Genomic DNA, 20084 nt, shown 5'->3' with positions numbered 1-20084 from the left:
TGGCGCTACCCCTTGCGATCTAACAACCGCTGCATGGCAGCGGTTGGTTGAGCAATTTTGCGATAGTAGCGGCTCTCTGCATAGCTATCGTTAAAGACATCAAAGTAATCGTCTAGCACATCAGCAGCATTCTCATCGCCACTTTGGCGCAGCAGCTCAATAGCAACTTCTGCCGTACACAGGTGCGCTTTAGAGGCAGGTTTGCGGAGCCGATAGCGAGTCTCTCGTTCGGTGCGCAGCGGCAATACCGGCAGCGCATCCAAATAAGGGCTTTTGCGAAACATCCGCCGCGCCTGGCGCCAGGTGCCATCTAAAATCACAAATACCGGAATACGTGCTTGCTGCTTCACCGTATGCACGGCATTAATATCGACCACGCGTTCTGCGTAATCAGGCTGGTCATCAGGAAATATCACAAAAGGCGCGTAGCGTGGGTCTTCAAGCAGCGCTGCCAATTCTTCGTCCGGCGCGGTGCGATACCAGGTAAACACTCTGGTTTGCGTCAACACATCCCCAATTAATCGTCCCGTATTGGTGGGTTTGAAATGCTCAATAGAGTGAGTCAATAGCCATACCTGGGCGATGCTATCCGCTTTCACTTGGTAAGGGCACAGGCAGTTGAGCTCAGGAAGATTACACCCTTCGCAACGTGTGACAAAACTGCCCCGCGCCTTGAATTCACGCCGCGGCGGACGTGGATGCCCGGTAGCGGGGTCACGTTCGCCATTCTCTGAATTGGACATTACCGCCTTCACCTCTGGCAAAAGGCGAGCAGTATACGGCAACGCGCCAATGCCCACCATTAACACAGGCATGACGGATTGTCGTTAGCGGTCTTCAAGGCAGCATCAGGCTGCCCTGGCGCTGCCACTGATTGGCCAGCGCGGGAACGCCTTTACCTGCTGTGGTGTTGATAGCCAGCACCCCGGGCGGGCTGAGGGCATCTGCATCAGGATCAACAACGACACAGGGCGTTTCCATCGCCACATGGTTCAAAAGCGATGCCGCTGGCATGACCGCCAGCGAGGTGCCGACCACCAGCAAAAAATCAGCCTCACTGACAATATCGCAGGCCTCTGGAAACAGCGGTACCGATTCGCCGAACCACACCACATCCGGACGCAGTTGGCTGCCCATATCGCACAGATCTCCGATCCGGATGCCGCCTTTGGGCAGTGGGTAACGCATACGGTTATCCACCGAGGAGCGGGCATTGAGAATCTCGCCATGTAGATGCAGCACATGGCGAGAGCCTGCCCGTTCATGCAGGTCGTCGATATTCTGGGTGATCACGCTGACCTGAAACCCTGCCTGCTCCAGCGCAGCCAGCGCTTTATGAGCGGCATTGGGGCGAGCCTTGCGTACCTGTTCACGGCGCTGATTGTAAAAATCCAGCACCCGCTGCGGGTCGCGCCGCCAGGCACTTGGCGTTGCCACGTCTTCAACAGGATGGTTATCCCACAGGCCATCGCTGGCGCGAAACGTCTTGATGCCGCTTTCAGCACTAATGCCCGAACCGGTAAATACCACCAGGTGCGGTGCTGCCATACCCACCTCATCGCTGTTGTGTTTGAAATATCAATATACTAGCTGCCCCATACTGCCCGCAAAACGCTGCTTGTTACGGTAGGGGTAGACATCTATCACACGCCCGTCGCGAATGGTCTGCTGCAACCCCTGCCAATAGTCTGCGTCCAGAAGCTCTGGGTGCAGTTCGAGGAAGCGTTCACGCAGTTTTGGGTTAGCAAACAGGAAGGGGCCGAATTCTTCCGGGAAAATATCGTTAGGCCCCACCGAAAACCCGGTATCACCGTCCAGATAGGATGACTTGGGAATATGGCGGAAGTTGCATTCAGTCAGGTAACAGATCTCATCATAATCGTAGAAGATCACCCGCTTTTGACGAGTTACACCGAAATTTTTCAATAACATATCACCGGGAAAGATATTCGCTGCTGCCAACTGCTTGATAGCATTGCCGTAATCCTTGAGCACCATCAGCGTCTCTTCTTCGCTGCACTCCTCCAGATAGATATTCAGAGGCGTCATCATCCGCTCGGTATAACAGTGTTTGATGATGACCTTATCCCCTTTCAGGTACACCGTTGACGCACACACCTCCAGCAGATGTTCCAGACACTCTGGGTCAAAGTGATCCTGTCGGGCAATGAAATTGGAGAACTCTTGGGTATCTGCCATGCGCCCAACCCTATCGTGGCGTTTGACCAGACGGTATTTTTCGCGTACATCCTCACGGCTCATTTCCTTGACCGGGTCAAACTGGTCCTTGATGATCTTGAACACCGTTCTGGATGACGGCAAGACAAACACCGCCATCACCATGCCGCGCACCCCAGGAGCAATAATGAACTGGTCTTCACGCTTGGCTACCTGATGATTCAGGGCACGGAAAAATTCCGTCTTGCCGTGCTTGAAAAAACCGATCGCCGCATACAGCTCACCTTCCGGCTTATGTGGCATCAGCTGCTGAAGATAGTTGACGAATTCACCCGGCACTGGCACATCCACCTGAAAATAAGCACGGGTGAATGAGAAAATAATCGAGACCTCATCGGTTTCGATCAACACCGTATCCAGGTGCAGGCGGGAATCAGCGCCCTCCTGTTCGCCATACCCCTCACCGTGTAACACCGGCAGCACCAGCGGCACCTGCTCGCCGCCGCCCAGGATGCGCCCGACCAGATACGCCCCCTTGTTACGATAGAAAACCGGCATCAACAGCTCAACCTGGCTGTCATCGGCATCCAGAATCGCCTTGGGGAGATGATTTTCCAGAAAATTCGCGCCCAAGGCAGTATCACTGTCCAGGTCGGCAAACGGATTATTAAAGCCAGCGCCTTCCAACGCCCATGCCAGGGCGCCCTGCCAATCCCCATGAACAGCGCGGCGCCGACACAGCTCAATGCCCGAATGATGCGCGGCGTCTTCCCGGGAGCTATAGACGAACATCCAGTCATTACGGATATGGCGGTGATGGAAAATCGAACAGAACAGCGAGTTGAAAAAGGTTTCTGCCAACTCGTAATCCAGCCGCTGACTGATCAGCTCTGCATAGTGGTTGCGTGCCTCGCGCCAGCATTCGCAGTGCGCCATGACTTCATGAGGAAAAGTACGCTGCATGCGCGCCAGCGTATCCCCTACTTTTTCTTCGTACAGGTTGATACGCTCAGCCGAGGCCTGCTGGGCTTCTCGCCAGGCTGCTTCGCAAAAACGCCGACTGGCATCTCGGGTGATTTCCTTGAAACGTGCCCGGTATTCATCAAAACCATGCAGAATAGTCGTAGCCAAGCGGTAGGCGGGGGATAATTTCACGGCATATCTCCTAGGGTCTGTTGACGTTTCATCGCGAACCGCGTTGCTGCGCCAAAGGGCGTCGGGCAAGGCGCGACACGACGGCAATGGTGGTGCCCTTACCGAGTGGCGCAACGCCGCATGGCGTTCTTTGGTGCGCAACCCGAAGGGACAGGGCCCTTTGGCACAGCCCTGCGTTGTTCGTCACTGATTGGGAACCACCCAACCACGCTCCTCACGCCTTGCTCTGCACCAAAAGTGCCTCTGTCGCGGCCGTGAGGAAACGTCAACAGACCCTAAGGTTTTTGTTCAGCTTCCCTGACGGTGGCGCTGGATGCGAGGCGAACCTGATAAAGGTCAGCCACTCACTTTAGCAATACCCGGTTGGCGTGTAACGGGGACTTTGGCTTAGACTCATGTCTTGTGGGTCAGCTTCAATTACCCGCCCATTGACTGCGGGAGTCACCATGCTCAACTCAACCGATTGGAACCGTTTGCGCTATACGGCTTATGCGCCTCTCTATGATGCCGTTGCCGAACGCGCATTGCGTCGCCCAAGGCGCATTTCCCTTGGCCAGATAGACTGGCAGCCGAGCATGCGGGTGCTGTTGATCGGGGCGGGTACTGGCCTGGATATTCCCTTCATTCCCCGGATATTGAGCTGCATGCCACCGATATATGCCCGGCCATGGTCAAGCGCAGCCAGCAGCGCGCTAAAGCGTTGCGCCGCGACGTGGCCTGCCAGGTAATGGATGCTGAAGCGCTGGCCTATCCGGATGGCCATTTTGATGTGGTGATCATGCACCTGATTATCGCCGTAATGCCCGACCCGGTGCGGGGCCTGGCGGAAGCTCACCGCGTGCTCAGCGACGACGGCCAGCTAGGGGTGATGGACAAATTTCAGCCCGACGACCACCCTGCTGGAGCGCTGCGTCGCGGCTTCAACGTGGTAACTTCAGCACTAGCCACTGATATCACCCGCCAGGCGACCCCACTGCTAGACAACGCCGGTTTCAGCATCCTTCACGACGAACCCGTGATGATGAACGGCCTGTTCCGCGCCCTGCTGGCCGCCAAGCAGACAACGCCCGACAGCGCTCACTGAAGACTTCAACAAGGAGACATTTTTATGCCCTCAGCGGCCATCAAGCACTTTCGCCGGCTACCGGAAGACGAGCAATCCCGGATCATTGAAATGGCCTGGGAAGACCGCACCCCCTTTGAAGCCATCGAAAACCTGTTCGGGCTGGGCGAGCCGGACGTAATCAAGATCATGCGCCACCAGCTCAAACCCAACTCGTTCAAGCTCTGGCGCCAGCGAGTCAGCGGGCGCAACACCAAACACAAGGCACTGCGCTCACCAGACGTCAGCCGCGCCTACTGCCCCACCCAGTACAAGCGTTGAGCAGTAATCAGCTTATTTCCAGAACCCCTAACGCCCATTCACGCACATCGCGGTAACTGCGTTGCTCAAACACGCCAAAACCGTTAATACTTCGGGCTTTGAGCGGGGTAAACACTGGCATGCTCAGGCCGCATAGAAAGTGGGCCAGCCGCCGGGCATTGGGTGGCTGGCCCAACTGGGCAGTGTGGCGTTCAATAAAGGCACTCGCGTAGCGGTTAACATCAGCCTCGATTAAACCGGGCAGAGGCGGCGCTTCGGGCAGCCGAGCGGGGTGGCCGGCGCATACCGAACAATGGTCGCAGCGGCCCTCGGCGGTATCTGGTGGCGCATCAAAGGTGGTGTCGCCAAAGTGCTCCGCCAGGCGCCGCGTCAAGCAGGTATCGGATTCAAACAGCGCCAGCATGGCATTAAGCCGTTCGATTTCGGCGCGCTCGCGCATCAGGCAGTCGTCGTATAGCTGACGGGCAAGCGTCTCGATGGAAAAATCAGGCTGACGGATGTCATAGACATCGGTCATTCGCTTGCCTTCCAGGGTCAGCCAGCCTTTTTCCTGGAAGTATTCAAGGGCGGTAATCACCCGAGCGCGGGAGGCGTCAATCTGGCCTGCCTGCCCGGCCTGGTGCAGGCGATCAAAATCCACGGTTCCCCAGGTGTGGGCAATCGGAATGTTATCGACCAGCAGGCGCACAAAGGCAGCTCGCTCACCTTCAAAGCGGTTGATCAGCGCTTCGGGTGCCACATGATAGCGCAGCCGGTATTCCGCCAGAAACGCAAAACGCGGCGCAATGATACCGTGCATTTCCAGACGCACCAGCAGAGTTTTCAGCGGCAGCAGGCGGATATTGGTATCCCGCGAAAGCGTGTTCAGCAGCACTTCCCATTGGTGATCCGGCGTTTGCGCCGCTGACTGTATCTCTTCCAGTAGGCGGCAAATACCGGCGTACTCCGGGGTATCGCCGTACACAAAGTTCTCCAGCACGCGCAAGCCGTCACGCCCAGCGAGGGTTAAACAGGTCGCCGGCTGGCCATCGCGCCCTGCCCGGCCAATTTCCTGGCTGTAGTTTTCGATCGATTTGGGCAGATCAAAATGCACCACATTGCGAATATTGTTTTTATCAATACCCATACCAAAGGCTATCGTGGCCACAATGCAGGGCGACTCCCCCTGCATGAACTGGTGCTGAATAGCCTCCCGGCGAGCGGAATCCAGCCCCGCATGGTAGGCCTGGGCCGCAATGCCTTGGGCACTGAGCGCGCGGGCCAGCTGCTCGGCCGTTTGTTGCAGGGTCACATAAATAATGGTGGGGGCTTGATGACCTGGCTGCATCTGCGGCACTAGCCACTCAATCAGCTGCTGCTGGCGATTTTCCATGGCAGGCGTCACCCACAGCGTCAGGTTGGGCCGGTAAAAACCGGTGGTGGTGACGTGCTCCTCGGCAATGGCAAATTTTTCGCGCATATCGGCAATGACTGCAGGCGTTGCCGTGGCGGTGAGCAGCAATACCTGGGGAATCGCAAACTCCTGTTGATAAACCGCCAGCTTGAGGTAATCCGGGCGAAAGTTATGCCCCCATTCAGATAAGCAGTGAGCTTCATCCACCACCATCAGGGAAATACGCACCTGACGCAAAAAGTGGCGAAAACGCTCGTTTTTCAGCCGTTCTACCGAGATCATCAGAATTTTTAGCTCGCCACGCCGGGCGCGCTCCATCACATCACGCGCCGAGTCGCGATCCTGAGTGGAATCAATACTGGCCGCCGCAATGCCCAGGCGTTGGAGGAAGGCGAGCTGATCCTGCATCAATGCCAGCAGTGGCGACACCACCAGGGTCAGATGCGGCAGATGCAGTGCAGGTAATTGATAACACAGTGACTTACCTGCACCGGTGGCAAAAATGGCCGCCGCAGAATGCCCGTTCAGAATATTCTCGACCACCGCCTGCTGGCCGCCGCGAAAGTCATCAAACCCGAATACATTTTTCAGCGTCTGCTGCGGTGTCGTCATGTCGCTCCCCTTCCCTGTGGGTATTGGTGCAGGCTTAAAATGGCTTCTCAAGAGCAAAACGCGGCTGGGTTTGACCGTCCCTGGTCACGTTTTCGGTAAACATATCAAGCGGACGTACCCAGAGGCCGTAATCACCGTAGAGCGCCCGGTAAACCACCAGCGGCTCTTCACTTTCGCTATGCTGTGCCGTGCCCAGCACTTCGTAAAGTGCGCCTTTATAGTGGCGATAAATACCCGGAATGGGGGTGTCATGATGATGCTCCTTGATCAAGAGTGGCTTTTCGCGCCAGCCGCGCCAACACCCGTGAAGCGGCGACAAAGCCAAAGGTGCCGGTCACAAAAGTAGCGGCACCAAAGCCCGAGGCACAATCCAGACGGGTGGCTTCTGCGTTGGTTGGTTTCTGCGCGCAGACTTCGCCATCGGCGCCCGGATACATAAGTTGCTCATCCGAATAGACACACTCCACCGCAAAGCGCCGCTTGGGGTTGCGTGAAAAACCATGGTCGCGGCGCAGGCGCGAGCGCACCTTGGCCAGCAAAGGGTCTTGTTCGGTGCGGGTGAGATCAGCCACCTGAATCCGCGTCGGGTCGCTTTGCCCTCCGGCCGCTCCGGTAACGGTAATCGCTATCTTGCGCCGCTTGCACCAGGCGATCAGCGCCGCCTTGGCCACGACGCTGTCAATCGCATCCACCACATGGTCAGCGCTATCGGGAATGCGTTCAGCCAGATTCGTCGGCGTGACAAAGGCACTGTCAGCGATCACCTCCATCTCCGGGGCAATCAGCCGGCAGCGCTCGGCCAGCACCTCTACCTTGGGGCGGCCAATGGTACCATCCAGTGCATGCAGTTGGCGGTTCACATTGGAGACACACACATCATCCAGGTCAATCAGGGTCAAGCGGCCAATACCGGAACGCGCCAATGCCTCAGCGGCCCAGCTACCCACCCCACCAACACCTACCACCACTACATGCGCCGTGCGAAAAGCCTCTGCTGCACGGCGGCCATACAAGCGCCGGATGCCGCCAAAACGCAACTCATAATCCTGACCAGCTAGTTCACGCACAGGGCTTTCTTGCACCGCCATGAAAACTCCACAAAGATAATCAACCAGCGATATTCACACTGGAGAAATGGATGAACGACCTTCACTGCAGGGCGGCGTTCGCACGCTATCCAACGGCAGGTGCCCTGCCCAGCCGAGGTGTTCGAACAGTGCCGTCATGGTGTCATCCAGGGCACAACTGAGTTGAACGCGCTTGGCCTGTTGCGGGTGATCAAACGCCAGCCAGGTCGCTGCCAGCAACAAGCGTGGGGCCGCAAAACGCTCGGCAAAAAAGCGGTTATGGATACTTTTGCCATGTTTGGCATCACCGATGATCGGGTAGCCACGCCGGGAAAGATGACGGCGTATCTGGTGGCGTCGCCCGGTCAGGGGCCGGGCTTCAACCAGCGAATAGCGGGCCACCGGATAACGATCCACCTGCACCGGCAATTCTACGCTATCCAGGCGGCGGATATCGGTCATGGCGGGCATTGCCGGCATTTGTGCCTTGGGGCGCGTGCCGTCTTCCTCGCGCAGCGGGTAATCCAGCCGTTCCTGTTCGGGGGCCACGCCGCGCACCACTGCCAGGTAGCGTTTTTCTACCTGACGCTCCGAAAAGGAGGCACTTAGACGTGCCGCAACCTCGGATGAGAACCCAAACACCATCACACCTGAGGTCGGGCGATCCAGCCGATGCACCGGATACACCCGTCTGTTCAGCTGATTACGCAAACGCTGGAGCAGAAACTCACGCTCTCCCCGAGCCAGTTGCGAACGGTGAACCAGAAGCCCAGCTGGTTTGTGAACCGCCACCAAATCATCATCCTGATAAAGTATTGTCAGTGGCAACATCCTAGTCTCCGCCAGCGTTCAGCTGATCATCGTTAATCCTGATAAGGGTCAGGCAACCATTGTCGCGGCTTGCGGGAAGAATGTCACCCAGCTGCCAGATAAAGCATAACGGGCAGCCGCTTGGCTGCCCGTTATGCTGGTGAATACTTGCTGTGTGAATCACTCTTCGTCGGAGGCCAGCTGCATATATTTTTGCAAGTAATTTCTGACTCGTCGTTATCAGCTGTCGTTATTGGCTATTGCTTAGCCTTGTCCTTTCTGGATGCTGGTTTGGGCTGTACCACCGTCCGGGTGCCGGATACAATATCCGGCCAGCTACGCCGTTCACCATCAAACAGTACCCACCAGTAGCCCAATCCGAAAACGGCTAGCGAAACCCAGGCAGTCAGGCAGCGCAAAGCACTTTGCAGCCAGGTAATCGAATACCCATCGGGCGTTTGTACGCGCAACCGCCAGGCCTGCATGCCCAGTGTCATGCCGCCTCGGGTCCAGGAGTAGGCAAAAAGAAAAAGGCCGACAGCACCAGCAGAAGCCGTAGCGAGATAACCGCAAAAAATGTTGGCTCAGCCTCTTCAAGGTTTTGCCCCAGTACAAAGTGAAAGAACGCAAGATGGGCCACCGTCACGCCAATCCAGATGGCAGCAACCAGAAAACCATCATAAATCATTGCACCCAACCGTCGCCCCAGGGCGGCAGGCCATACGCTATCCAGTTGATCAAAACGTCGTTGCATGATGCCTCTCTTGTGAATCAGTTTAGAGCGCTAACCATTGCGGCGCAGAAAGTAAACACCCACCAGCGCACAGGCCAGGGTCGGCACCAACACCGCCCAGACCGGCGAAAAACCAAACAGCGTCGACGCAGGCGCCAGCAGATCCTGGGTGTATTTGAACAACAAACCGGTAATCACGCCGTAAAACACTCGGGTACCTGCCGCCACACTGCGCAAAGGGCCAAACACAAAGGAGGCGGCAATCAGTACCAGTGACCCCATGGTCAGCGGCATCAGCATCTTTTGCCAGAAATGCAGTAAAGGTTCATCCGCCTGCTGCCCCTGAGCGCGCAGAAAGCCTGCATAAGCATAAAGCTCACTGGGTGCCTGGCTGTCAATATCGCGCAGCAGCCGCTCCAGCTGCACAGGGGTCAGGTTGGTTTCCCAGCGCTGGGTGGCATGCTGTTCGGCTTCGGTGCGCTCCTCATAAAGCCGGGTAGTGGCGACATTTTCCAACTGCCACTGATTACCTTCCCAGCGCGCCCGTTGGGCATAGGAGATTTCCACCAGCTGGCGATCATCAAAGCGATAGCGGGTAAGGTCCAGCACGACATTATCAGCCCGAATGGCGCCAAATCGGTAGATGCTGTCATTCTCGATCTGCCAGCCGCTGCGGCTGGTCAGAACCGCGCCTGAGCCCTGGCGTTTTTCCAGCTTCCAGGCTTCGGCGAACTGCTCGGTACGCGGGCTGACGTATTCTGCCACCAGCAAGACCGCCACAATCACCAGCAGCACCGGTTTCATAACACCCCAGACAATGCGGGCCAGCGAGCGCCCAGATGCGCGCATCACCGTCAGCTCATTGCTGGAAGCCATACTGCCCAAGCCAATCAGAGCGCCGATCAATACCGCCACCGGCGCATACTGATAAAACCGCCAGGGTACGCGCATCAACAGGTACATCAACGCATCCAGAGCGGTATAACCCTGCTGCACATCGCCCAGGTCATCAATATAGGCAATGGTGATATCCAGCCCCAAGAGTACAACCTGCACCACGACAATGGCGGCCAGCACGTTGCGTGCAATGTAACGGTCCAGCTGATCCAGTAGCATTAGCGCATCCCCTTGCGTTGTGAATGCCACAGTAACATCAGCCCCAGCACCAGGAATAACCCGTGAACCGGCCAGACACCCAGCGTTGAAGACCAGCCTCCGCTGCCGATCATGTCAACCGCCGCCAAGAGCAGACTAAGATAAGCAACGTACAGAAAAACTGCGGGCAGGAGTTTGGCGAAGCGCCCCTGACGCGGATTAACCCGCGATAACGGCTGAGCCATCAGGGCAAGAATAAAGACCATCAACGGCAACCCGGCTCGCCACTGCCATTGAGCCTGAGCGCGTGGGTCAGGGTTGGCCAGCAGTGCAGGCGTGGTGGCGTACTCCAGCGATTCCACCGCTTCAACCCGCCCGGTAGCGCCAAGCCGCAAGGTATAGCGCTCAAACATGAGTTTTTCTGCGCCAAAGCGGCCCGGGGTTACTCCGTAGCGTTCACCGTTTTCCAGCACCAGAAAGCGGCTGCCAGTATCATCACGCAACTCCTGATAGCCTTGGGCGGCACGGGTAACGTAATGATGTTCGCCTTCAGCCGTATTACCCATCTCGTTAACGAAAACATTTTCCATCTCGGTGCCGTCGCTGGAAAAACCGCTGATATAGGCCGTGCGCCCCTGGCCAAACTCCTGAAAACGCCCGGGTGCCAGGATCGACACATCCAAACGGCTGCGCTGCTCTTCCAGCATGGTTTCAGTATTGTAGGCGCCCAGCGGCGTCAGCCACAGGCTGCAGACGCCCACTAGCACGGCCACCACGATCGCAGGCAACAGCGTTACCTTCAGCAAGTGCGTCGGGCTGACACCGCAGGCCACCATCACGGTGATCTCGCTGTTCATATATAGCTGACCATAGGCGAGCAGAATGCCCAGAAAAAAGGCCAGCGGCAGAATCAGCTCCATAAACCCAGGCAGATGAAAAAGCATCAGGCTACCCAGAATATTTAACGGAATATCGCCTTCGGCAGCGCTGGAAAAATAACGGATAAACCTGCTGCCCATGATCACCAGCAGCAGAATACCCGCCACTGCGGTCATGGTGAGTAGCACTTCGCGGGTTAAATAGCGAAATAAAATCAAGGCGTTCTCCAGCCAATCGTGCAGGATGCCATGCAATGCGCCCAAGGCTTGGGTACACTTGCTTCAGAGGGCACAATAACAGCTCACTTTTGGGGCATTATCCCGAATCCTGCGATGCTTGTCTTGTTGGAGACGTCATGGAATTTTCCGTTCATACCGCTAATCCGGCGAAAGCCGAAACCGCTTGTCTTGCTGTACCGGTGTTTAACGATAGTGAACTCCTTCCCGCGGTTGCGAAACTCGATGACGCCAGCGAGCGTCTGATCAGCCAGCTGGTTGAAAGCGGCGACTTCGACGCGGCACTGGGCAGCACCCTGATGCTGCCCTTTGCCCCCGGGCTTGGCACCGAGCGTTTGCTGCTGGTAGGACTAGGAGCGCGCGAAAAATGCAAGGATGCCGCCTTTCTGAAAGCGCTGGACGCCGCTGCCAGTGCGCTTATCAAGCTTCCCATTGACGAGGCCTGCCTGGCGTTTACCGATGTGCCGCTGGAAGGCCGCGACTCAGCATGGAAAGCACGCAAGATCATGGAAGCAGGCGAGCGCGCGCTTTACCGCTTTGATACCTTTAAATCGCAACCCGCCCCACCTTCTTCCCTGCAGCGCTTTACCCTGCTGCTCAGCGATAGCGATGAAGCCGAGCAGGCCCGGGAAGGTGCCCACATTGGTGTGGCGATCGGCCAGGGCATCAACGCCGCTCGCACCCTGGGCAACCTGCCGGGTAATGTCTGCACGCCGCGCTATCTGGCGGAGCAGGCCGAAAAGCTGGCCGCCGGTTCCGAAGGGCGCCTGACCACCGAAATTCTGGATGAAGACGACCTGGAAACTCTCGGCGCCCATTCGCTGCTGTCAGTCGGCCGTGGCAGTCGCGAGCCTTCACGCCTGATTGTAATGCGCTATCAGGGCGCAGAAGACGCCGCAGACGCCCCCATGTGCTGGTAGGCAAGGGTATCACCTTTGACACTGGCGGTATCTCGCTCAAGCCCGGCGAGGCCATGGACGAAATGAAGTTCGATATGTGCGGCGCCGCCAGCGTGTTTGGCACCGTTAATGCCGTTCTAGCCATCAAACCCAGGCTCAATCTGGTGTTTATTGTAGCGGCGGCGGAAAACATGCCGGACGGCGCGGCCACCAAGCCGGGGATATCATCAACACCCTCAAGGGCTTGACGGTTGAAGTTCTCAACACCGATGCCGAAGGCCGTCTGGTACTGTGCGATGCGCTCACCTACGCCGAGCGTTTTGAACCCGCCAGCGTGGTGGATATTGCTACCCTGACCGGCGCCTGCATCATTGGGCTTGGCCACCACGCGACCGGGCTTTTATCCAACGATGATGACCTGGCGCTGGATATTCTCGATGCGGGCGATACCGCCTGGGATCGCGCCTGGCACCTGCCGCTGTGGGATGAGTATCAGGAGCAGCTGGATTCCAACTTTGCCGACCTGGCCAACATTGGTGGGCGCCCAGCAGGCACCATCACCGCCGCCTGCTTTCTGTCGCGCTTTGCGGATCACTTCCCCTGGGCACACCTGGATATCGCTGGCACCGCCTGGCATTCCGGCAAGCAGAAAGGCGCCACTGGCCGCCCGGTTGGGCTGCTGACTCAATACCTGCTGGATCGTGAAACCGATGTCCAGGTAGAAAATAGCGACGACTAACTTCAAAATCAGGCACCTGACGGTTGCCTTTCACTGACGCAACCGTTACATCTTGGGGCAGTGATACGTCGTGTAGGCACTGGGCTGGCCGGTGCCTATATCTGGTTAACAAGATTAAAAGCGTTTTAACGCTAGCTGTGGAGAATCATCGTGCCCACCGACCGCTTTACCCTGCTGCCATCCAATCAGCCGACGGCAGACAACATCCGCGATAACATCCTGCAAAACCCCGGGTTTGGCAGCCACTTTACCGATCATATGGCCCATGTACGCTGGACCCTTGATACCGGCTGGCATGCCCATGAAGTTCGCCCCTACGGCCCTTTGACCCTTGACCCGGCGGCTTCAGTGCTGCACTACGGCCAGGAAATTTTCGAAGGTATCAAGGCTTACCGGCATGCCGATGGTTCCGTATGGACGTTCCGCCCGGAAAAGAATGCCGAGCGCTTTCGTCGCAGTGCCCGCCGTCTGGCCCTGCCGGAGCTGTCCGATGAAGACTTTATCGGCTCACTGAAAGCCCTGCTGGCTCAGGATCATGCCTGGGTGCCCACGCCTGCCAGCGATTCCGACGAATGCAGCCTCTATCTGCGCCCCTTCATGATTGCCTCAGAAGCGTTCCTGGGCGTACGCCCCGCTCACGAGGTCGATTATTACGTGATCGCTTCACCCGCGGCGGCTTACTTCAAGGGCGGCATTGATCCGGTTTCGATCTGGCTATCCACCCACTACAACCGCGCGGCACCAGGTGGCACCGGTTTTGCCAAGTGCGGCGGCAACTACGCCGCTTCACTGGCCGCCCAGAAAGAAGCCTCCGCTAACGGTTGCAGCCAGGTGGCGTTTCTGGATGCGGCGGAAGGCAAATGGATCGAAGAGCTTGGCGGCATGAATCTGTTCTTCGTGTTCAAGGATGGCCGCGTCGTCACTCCGCGCCTGACCGACACTATTCTGGAAGGGGTCACCCGTAACTCGGTACTTACCCTGGCCAAGGACGAAGGCCTGACGCCAAAAGAGCGCGCCATCAGCATCGACGAATGGCGTGAAGGCGCGGCCTCCGGCGAGATTACCGAAGTCTTTGCCTGCGGCACGGCAGCGGTGATTACCCCGGTAGGTGAGCTGGTCACCGATAACGAACGCATCACCCTGACCGCTGGCGGCAACAACGAGATCGCCAAGCGTATTCGCACCAAACTGCTTGACCTGCAGTATGGCCGCAGCGAAGACAAGTACGGCTGGCTGACCCGGCTGGTCTGACCCTCGCAAACGCCTGCCACCCAAATTGCGGGGGCAGGCGCTGGAAACCGCCATGGCCCGCATTGATTTCTACATCCTGCCAGACACTACGCTGGACGCCCGCCTGCAGTTTGCCTGCAAATTAGCAGAAACCATCTGGCGCAAGGGCTACCGGCTTCACCTGCACTGCGAGGACGAAGCCCTGGCCAGGCAGGCCGATGACGCCCTGTGGAACTTCCGCCCAGATGCCTACCTGCCCCACGCCCTGGAAGACAGCGACCTGGCCGCTCAGGTGCCGGTCACCCTCGGCTGGAAGGCCCTCCCCGCCCCGACACAAGACGCCGCTCTGCTCAACCTGCACCCGGAAATCCCCGACGGCTTCGACGCCTACGCCCGTGTTGCAGAAATCATCAACCAGCACCAGGACGTACTCATCGCCAAACGCGCCTGCTGGAAACGCTACAAGGAAATGGGCCACGAAGTCGTGCCGCATCAGTTGGGGTGAGGAACAAGCACCGGAAAAGGAATATTGACCCAAGCAGGAAGCATAAAAATGGATCAGAACCAACTGCAGAAAACACTCACCCGAGGCGAAGACAGCCGCCACCAGTTCAAACCCGATGCTACCAATGCAGATGGTCTTGCGGCTGAGCTGGCGGCCTTTGCCTTTTGGCGTCCTGAGGCAAACACCCCACAAGAGCCCCCAAGTCACCGACCAAGTCACCGACCAAGTCACCGACCAAGTCACCGACCAAGTCACCGACCAAGTCACCGACCAAGTCACCGACCAAGTCACCGACCAAGTTAGCAGGGAAGTATTCCGCCTGCTTGAATCTTTGAAGGGAGAAATGACGCGGTCCGAGCTACAGGATATTTTAGGTCTCAAACATCAGCCCCATTTCAGAAAAGCGTACCTAAGACCGGCATTGAACGCTGGCTTGATTGAGCAAACGATTCCGGAAAAGCCCAATAGTCGCTTACAAAGATACCGTTTGACGGCTGCCGGTCAGCAGTGGGTAAAACATCAAGGAAGGCAGCCTTGAAATATTATCCTAATCAACAGATTGTCCCGACGCTGTCGAGACAATTGTCCTGGAGCCATTTTAATGAATAACACCAAAACATGGCTGACTCTTTTCTTCACCATGACCTTATCGGCCTGTTCGACGCTGGACGAAAACAAGACATCGAGCGTTACCCCGCTAAGCGAACAGGATCAGTATGCGCTGGAGGTAGGGCACAAGGTGCTTGCTATTCAGGCGGCGCTGGAAAGCCCTGAACAGCCTGCCTCGGTGGAAGTTGTTAAAGCACTGGGGCTGGATTCAAGACATTATGTGATGGTCAGAGGCTGGTTGAGTCAGGCGCTGCGTTCAGCCGAAAGCTGGCAAGATACGTCCACCTACCAGACCTCAGCCGCCTATAAAAACACCACCAATAAGCGGATTAGCGCTTTGCGTCGTATGATACGCGCCATTGACCTGGAGTAGCTCCACCATGCTCAAACGCCACCCGCTGATCACTATCGTGATTGCCCAGTTATTCGGCACTTCGCTGTGGTTCAGCGTCAATGGCGTGGGCACTGCCCTGCAGCAATCTGCCGGGCTGAGCGGCGCGGATCTCGGTCTGCTGACCATGGCAGTGCAGGCGGGGTTTATCAGCGGCACTCTGGTGATTGCCACCAGCGGTCTGGCAGACCGTCTGCTTGCCAGCCAGTTGTTTGCCATGGCTGCCGTCTGCGGGGCAATCATCAATGCGGCGTTTATTTTCAGCCTGGAAAGCCTGACAGGTGCCATCCTGCTGCGTTTTATGACCGGGCTTTGCCTGGCCGGCATTTACCCTTTGGGCATGAAACTAGTGGTCAGCTGGACGCCACATCAGGCGGGTGCAGCGCTGGGCTGGCTGGTGGGTATGCTGACCTTGGGCACTGCCTCACCGCACCTGTTGCGCGGGGTGACCCTACACATGCCCTGGCAGACGCCTCTGCTGCTGTCCTCCTTGCTGGCGCTGGTGGCCGCCGCCATGATCTACCGTCTGGGGTTGGCCCCCACCTGCCGCCAACAGCCGCAGGTGGCCGCCCCTGGGCGGGGTTGGCGGCCTTTCGTCGCCGGGACTTTCGCGCGTCAGCACTGGGCTATTTCGGCCACTGCTGGGAGCTTTATGCCTTCTGGACGCTCACCCCTTTTCTGGTCGCCCGTGAGCTGGCTCGCCTGGACGCGCCGGTCACCCGCATTGCCTGGCTGAGCTTTGCGGTGATTGCCATCGGCATGCCCGGCTGCGTGCTGGCAGGCCGTGCCAGCCGACGCTTCGGCAGTGCCCGGGTAGCCTTTGTTGCCCTGGCCACCTCCGGCGCCCTTTGCCTCTTTTACCCCTGGCTGGGTAGCGCGCCGCCTTTAATGCTGCTGGCCTTACTGCTGCTGTGGGGCTTAAGCGTCATCGCCGATTCAGCACAGTTTTCTGCCCTTGCTTCAGTGTCAGCACCCAGCGACCGGCTAGGCGCGGCGCTAGCGATGATGAATGCCATCGGCTTCAGCCTGACCCTGCCGGCCATTGCGCTGGTCACCTCGCTGTGGAGCACCCAGGGGCTGATGGTGATCTGGTGGCTGCTGCCCGGGCCGCTGCTTGGCTTGCTGGCCATGCGGCGGCTAACGCTCAGGGCCTGACGTCAGTGCCTGTGACGCGCTATACTAGCGGCCATTTTGCGAACCCAATCAATGCATTCGCTGCCCGGTAACGCTGGGCACCGCCGCTGTGAGCCAATCCATGGAAAAGACCTACCAACCCGAACAGATCGAAACCCGCTGGTACACGCGCTGGGAAGCCGATAACCGCTTTGCCCCTTCCGGCCAGGGCGAGCCTTACGCCATCATGATTCCGCCGCCCAACGTGACCGGCAGCCTGCATATGGGCCATGCGTTTCAGGATACCATCATGGATACCCTGATCCGCTTCAAGCGCATGCAGGGCAACAATACCCTCTGGCAGATCGGCACCGATCACGCCGGTATCGCCACCCAGATGCTGGTGGAGCGCAAGGTGGCCGCTGAGGAAGGCAAGACCCGCCATGAGCTGGGCCGCGATGCGTTTATCGACAAGGTATGGGAGTGGAAGGAAGAATCCGGCGGCCATATTACCCGCCAGCTGCGCCGCATGGGCGCCAGCGTGGATTGGTCGCGGGAACGTTTCACCATGGATGACGGCTTCTACAAGGCCGTGCAGGAAGTTTTCGTGCGCCTGCATGAAGACAACCTTATCTATCGCGGCAAGCGGTTGGTCAACTGGGACCCCACCCTGCACACCGCCATTTCCGACCTGGAAGTGGAAAACAAGGACCAGCAAGGCAGTTTCTGGCACTTCCGCTACCCGCTGGCGGATGGCGTGACCACCGCCGATGGCAAGGATTATCTGGTGGTGGCGACCACTCGCCCGGAAACCCTGCTGGGTGATACCGGCGTGGCGGTCAACCCGGACGACGAACGCTATGCCTCACTGGTCGGCAAGTTTATCGAGCTGCCGCTGGTCGGTCGGCGTATTCCTATCGTCGCTGATGAACATGCCGATATGGAAAAAGGCTCCGGCTGCGTCAAGATTACCCCGGCCCACGACTTTAACGACTACGAAGTCGGCAAGCGCCAGAATCACCTGCTGATCAATGTGTTCAGCAAGGATGCCACTATTCTTGAGCGCGCGGAAATCTTTGACCTCAAGGGTCAACCACAGCCTGAAGAAGACGCCACCCTGCCCGCCAAATACGCAGGGCTTGACCGCTTCGAGGCACGCAAGCAGATCGTCGCCGATATGGATGCTCTGGGTTTGCTGGCGCAGGTCGAAACGGTCAACAACACCCTGCCCTATGGCGACCGTTCCGGCGATGTGATTGAGCCACTGCTCACTGATCAGTGGTTTGTCGCGGTGGAAGAGCTGGCCAAGCCCGCCATTGCCGCGGTGGAAAACGGCGATATCCAGTTCGTGCCCAAGAACTACGAAAACATGTACTTTGCCTGGATGCGCGACCTCCAGGACTGGTGTATCTCCCGCCAGCTGTGGTGGGGCCACCGTATTCCCGCCTGGTACGACGCCGACGGCAATGTCTATGTGGCGCGCAGCGAAGAAGAAGCCCGCGAAAAGCACAAGCTGTCGGCAAACATCACCCTGACTCAGGACGAAGATGTTCTCGACACCTGGTTCAGTTCAGGCCTGTGGACCTTTGGCACCCTGGGCTGGCCGGAAAAGACCCCGGAACTGGCAACCTTTCACCCTACCAGCGTGCTGGTGACCGGTTTCGACATCATCTTCTTCTGGGTCGCCCGGATGATCATGATGACGCTGAAGTTCATGGACGAAGTACCGTTCAAGACCGTCTATGTGCATGGCCTGGTGCGCGATGGCCAGGGTCAGAAGATGTCCAAATCCAAGGGCAACGTGCTCGACCCCATCGACCTGATTGACGGCATCAGCCTCGAAGATCTGGTTGAAAAACGCACCGGCAACATGATGCAGCCGCAGAAAGCCAAGGCAATTGCCAAGGCGACCCGCGACGAATTCAAGGGCGGCATTGAAGCCCACGGCACCGATGCCCTGCGTTTCACCTTCCTTTCCCAGGCCACCACCGGGCGGGATATCAAGTTTGATATGAACCGCCTGGACGGCTACCGCAACTTCTGCAACAAGCTGTGGAACGCCTCGCGCTACGTGCTGATGAACGCCGAAGGCGAGGACTGCGGCGCAGAAGGCGGCGAAGTGAGCCTTTCCCTGGCGGATCGCTGGATCATTTCCCAGCTACAGAAGACCGAAACCCAGGTGACCAGGGCGCTGGACGAATACCGCTTCGACCATGCCTCCCAGGCGCTGTATGAGTTTGTCTGGAACGAATATTGCGACTGGTACCTGGAGCTATCCAAGCCGGTACTCTGGGACGAAAATGCCAGCGAATCCGCCAAACGCGGCACGCGGCGAACCCTGGTGCGGGTGCTGGAAGTAATTCTGCGCCTTGCTCATCCGATGATGCCGTATATCTCCGAAGAGATCTGGCAGCGGGTTGCGCCACTGGCAGGCACCTACGCCGGTGATAACCCTTCCATCATGAACCAGCCCTGGCCACAGGCCGATGAAAGCCGCATTGACGAGCAGGCCACCCGGGATATCGAATGGCTGAAGGGCGTGATTATCGCGGTGCGTAATATCCGCGCTGAGATGAACATTGCCCCCGGCAAGCCGCTGGATATCCTGCTCACCAAAGGCAAGGCGGAAGATGCCGAACGTCTTGAAAGCAATCGTCACTTCCTGGCTAAACTGGCCAAGCTGGAAAGCGCCACTTGGCTTGCCAACCCGGACGACGCACCGCTGTCAGCCACCCAGCTGGTGGGTGATATGGAAGTCCTGGTGCCCATGGCGGATTTAATCGACAAAGACGCCGAACTCAAGCGGCTGGCCAAGGAAATCGACAAGCAGGACAAGCTGATCAACGGCATTGAGAAAAAAACTCGGCAACGAAGGCTTTATCGCCAAAGCCCCGGAAGCCGTGGTGGAAAAGGAACGCGGCAAACTTGCTGAATTCCAGGCCGCTAAAAAACTCTTGGAAGAACAGCAAACTAAAATCTCCGCTTTATAAAGCGGCTACGTCAAAACAGCAACGGCACCCTTGGGTGCCGTTGCTGTTTATTACTGGTTGGCGTTA

At 57.8% G+C, this 20084-nt stretch carries 16 protein-coding genes and 4 pseudogenes; 9 read left to right on the top strand and 11 right to left on the bottom strand.

The annotated features are described in order from the left end of the window. Nucleotides 1-5: 5 nt before the first annotated feature. The 3 genes from HLB35_RS09585 to aceK all read right to left on the bottom strand — a co-directional run bounded on the left by HLB35_RS09585 (nt 6) and on the right by aceK (nt 3333). Nucleotides 6-743: a tRNA-uridine aminocarboxypropyltransferase gene (locus HLB35_RS09585; RefSeq protein WP_171702401.1), complete on the bottom strand. Its 738-nt coding sequence runs from the start codon at nt 741-743 to the stop codon at nt 6-8. Nucleotides 744-837: 94 nt separating this feature from the next. After that, nucleotides 838-1548, bottom strand: coding sequence for an SIR2 family NAD-dependent protein deacylase (locus HLB35_RS09580; RefSeq protein ID WP_171702400.1), 711 nt, complete (start codon nt 1546-1548; stop codon nt 838-840). A gap of 30 nt (nt 1549-1578) precedes the next feature. Then, the gene (aceK, locus tag HLB35_RS09575; protein WP_171702399.1) at nt 1579-3333 is read right to left on the bottom strand and encodes a bifunctional isocitrate dehydrogenase kinase/phosphatase; all 1755 of its coding nucleotides are present in this window, start codon (nt 3331-3333) and stop codon (nt 1579-1581) included. A gap of 446 nt (nt 3334-3779) precedes the next feature. On the opposite strand from aceK, the pseudogene HLB35_RS09570 reads away from it, so the two are divergent. Then, a pseudogene (locus HLB35_RS09570) lies at nt 3780-4417 on the top strand (class I SAM-dependent methyltransferase). A 24-nt stretch (nt 4418-4441) separates the two neighbouring features. Continuing rightward, nucleotides 4442-4717 (top strand): TIGR03643 family protein, encoded by a 276-nt coding sequence (locus tag HLB35_RS09565; protein ID WP_171702398.1) that lies wholly within the window; start codon nt 4442-4444, stop codon nt 4715-4717. A gap of 7 nt (nt 4718-4724) precedes the next feature. Here HLB35_RS09565 and HLB35_RS09560 read toward each other — a convergent pair whose 3' ends face one another. From HLB35_RS09560 to lptF, 8 genes are all read right to left on the bottom strand, one after another. After that, a complete protein-coding gene (locus HLB35_RS09560; protein ID WP_171702397.1) occupies nt 4725-6722 on the bottom strand; it encodes a RecQ family ATP-dependent DNA helicase in 1998 nt (665 codons plus the stop codon). A gap of 34 nt (nt 6723-6756) precedes the next feature. Then, nucleotides 6757-6993 carry a DUF1653 domain-containing protein gene (locus HLB35_RS09555; protein ID WP_216601475.1) on the bottom strand — a complete coding sequence of 79 codons (237 nt, stop codon included), beginning with the start codon at nt 6991-6993 and terminating at the stop codon, nt 6757-6759. Continuing rightward, on the bottom strand, nt 6971-7810 hold the full coding sequence (tcdA, locus tag HLB35_RS09550; RefSeq protein ID WP_171702396.1) for a tRNA cyclic N6-threonylcarbamoyladenosine(37) synthase TcdA: 840 nt from the start codon (nt 7808-7810) through the stop codon (nt 6971-6973). The genes HLB35_RS09555 and tcdA overlap by 23 nt, the downstream gene beginning before the upstream one ends. Nucleotides 7811-7843: 33 nt before the next feature. Continuing rightward, nucleotides 7844-8620, bottom strand: a complete 777-nt coding sequence (locus tag HLB35_RS09545; RefSeq protein WP_171702395.1) for a pseudouridine synthase — start codon at nt 8618-8620, stop codon at nt 7844-7846. Between the two features lie 236 nt (nt 8621-8856). Next, nucleotides 8857-9177 carry an RDD family protein gene (locus HLB35_RS18360; RefSeq protein ID WP_328731517.1) on the bottom strand — a complete coding sequence of 107 codons (321 nt, stop codon included), beginning with the start codon at nt 9175-9177 and terminating at the stop codon, nt 8857-8859. After that, nucleotides 9093-9353 (bottom strand): hypothetical protein, encoded by a 261-nt coding sequence (locus HLB35_RS18355; protein ID WP_328731469.1) that lies wholly within the window; start codon nt 9351-9353, stop codon nt 9093-9095. The genes HLB35_RS18360 and HLB35_RS18355 overlap by 85 nt, the downstream gene beginning before the upstream one ends. 30 nt (nt 9354-9383) lie before the next feature. Next, nucleotides 9384-10448 (bottom strand): LPS export ABC transporter permease LptG, encoded by a 1065-nt coding sequence (gene lptG / locus HLB35_RS09535; protein WP_171702394.1) that lies wholly within the window; start codon nt 10446-10448, stop codon nt 9384-9386. Then, on the bottom strand, nt 10448-11524 hold the full coding sequence (gene lptF / locus HLB35_RS09530) for an LPS export ABC transporter permease LptF (RefSeq protein WP_171702393.1): 1077 nt from the start codon (nt 11522-11524) through the stop codon (nt 10448-10450). The genes lptG and lptF overlap by 1 nt, the downstream gene beginning before the upstream one ends. Nucleotides 11525-11661: 137 nt before the next feature. Between lptF and HLB35_RS09525 the strand changes: the two are divergent. The 7 genes and pseudogenes from HLB35_RS09525 to HLB35_RS09495 all read left to right on the top strand — a co-directional run bounded on the left by HLB35_RS09525 (nt 11662) and on the right by HLB35_RS09495 (nt 20018). Then, nucleotides 11662-13180 (top strand): annotated as a pseudogene (locus tag HLB35_RS09525) (leucyl aminopeptidase). Between the two features lie 150 nt (nt 13181-13330). Further along, the gene (locus HLB35_RS09520) at nt 13331-14431 is read left to right on the top strand and encodes a branched-chain amino acid aminotransferase (RefSeq protein ID WP_171702392.1); all 1101 of its coding nucleotides are present in this window, start codon (nt 13331-13333) and stop codon (nt 14429-14431) included. Nucleotides 14432-14483: 52 nt separating this feature from the next. Beyond that, nucleotides 14484-14915, top strand: a complete 432-nt coding sequence (locus HLB35_RS09515) for a DNA polymerase III subunit chi (RefSeq protein ID WP_171702391.1) — start codon at nt 14484-14486, stop codon at nt 14913-14915. 124 nt (nt 14916-15039) lie between these two features. Then, nucleotides 15040-15453 carry a Fic family protein gene (locus tag HLB35_RS17240; RefSeq protein WP_171702390.1) on the top strand — a complete coding sequence of 138 codons (414 nt, stop codon included), beginning with the start codon at nt 15040-15042 and terminating at the stop codon, nt 15451-15453. 63 nt (nt 15454-15516) lie between these two features. Next, nucleotides 15517-15897 (top strand): hypothetical protein, encoded by a 381-nt coding sequence (locus HLB35_RS09505; RefSeq protein ID WP_171702389.1) that lies wholly within the window; start codon nt 15517-15519, stop codon nt 15895-15897. A gap of 85 nt (nt 15898-15982) precedes the next feature. Further along, nucleotides 15983-17070, top strand: a pseudogene (locus HLB35_RS18890) (MFS transporter). A gap of 100 nt (nt 17071-17170) precedes the next feature. Beyond that, nucleotides 17171-20018, top strand: a pseudogene (locus tag HLB35_RS09495) (valine--tRNA ligase). Nucleotides 20019-20084 lie beyond the last annotated feature (66 nt).

It is taken from the genome of Vreelandella azerica (assembly GCF_013112225.1).
GTDB classification, from domain to species: Bacteria; Pseudomonadota; Gammaproteobacteria; order Pseudomonadales; family Halomonadaceae; genus Vreelandella; species Vreelandella azerica.
This window is presented reverse-complemented; position numbering and strand designations above follow the sequence as displayed.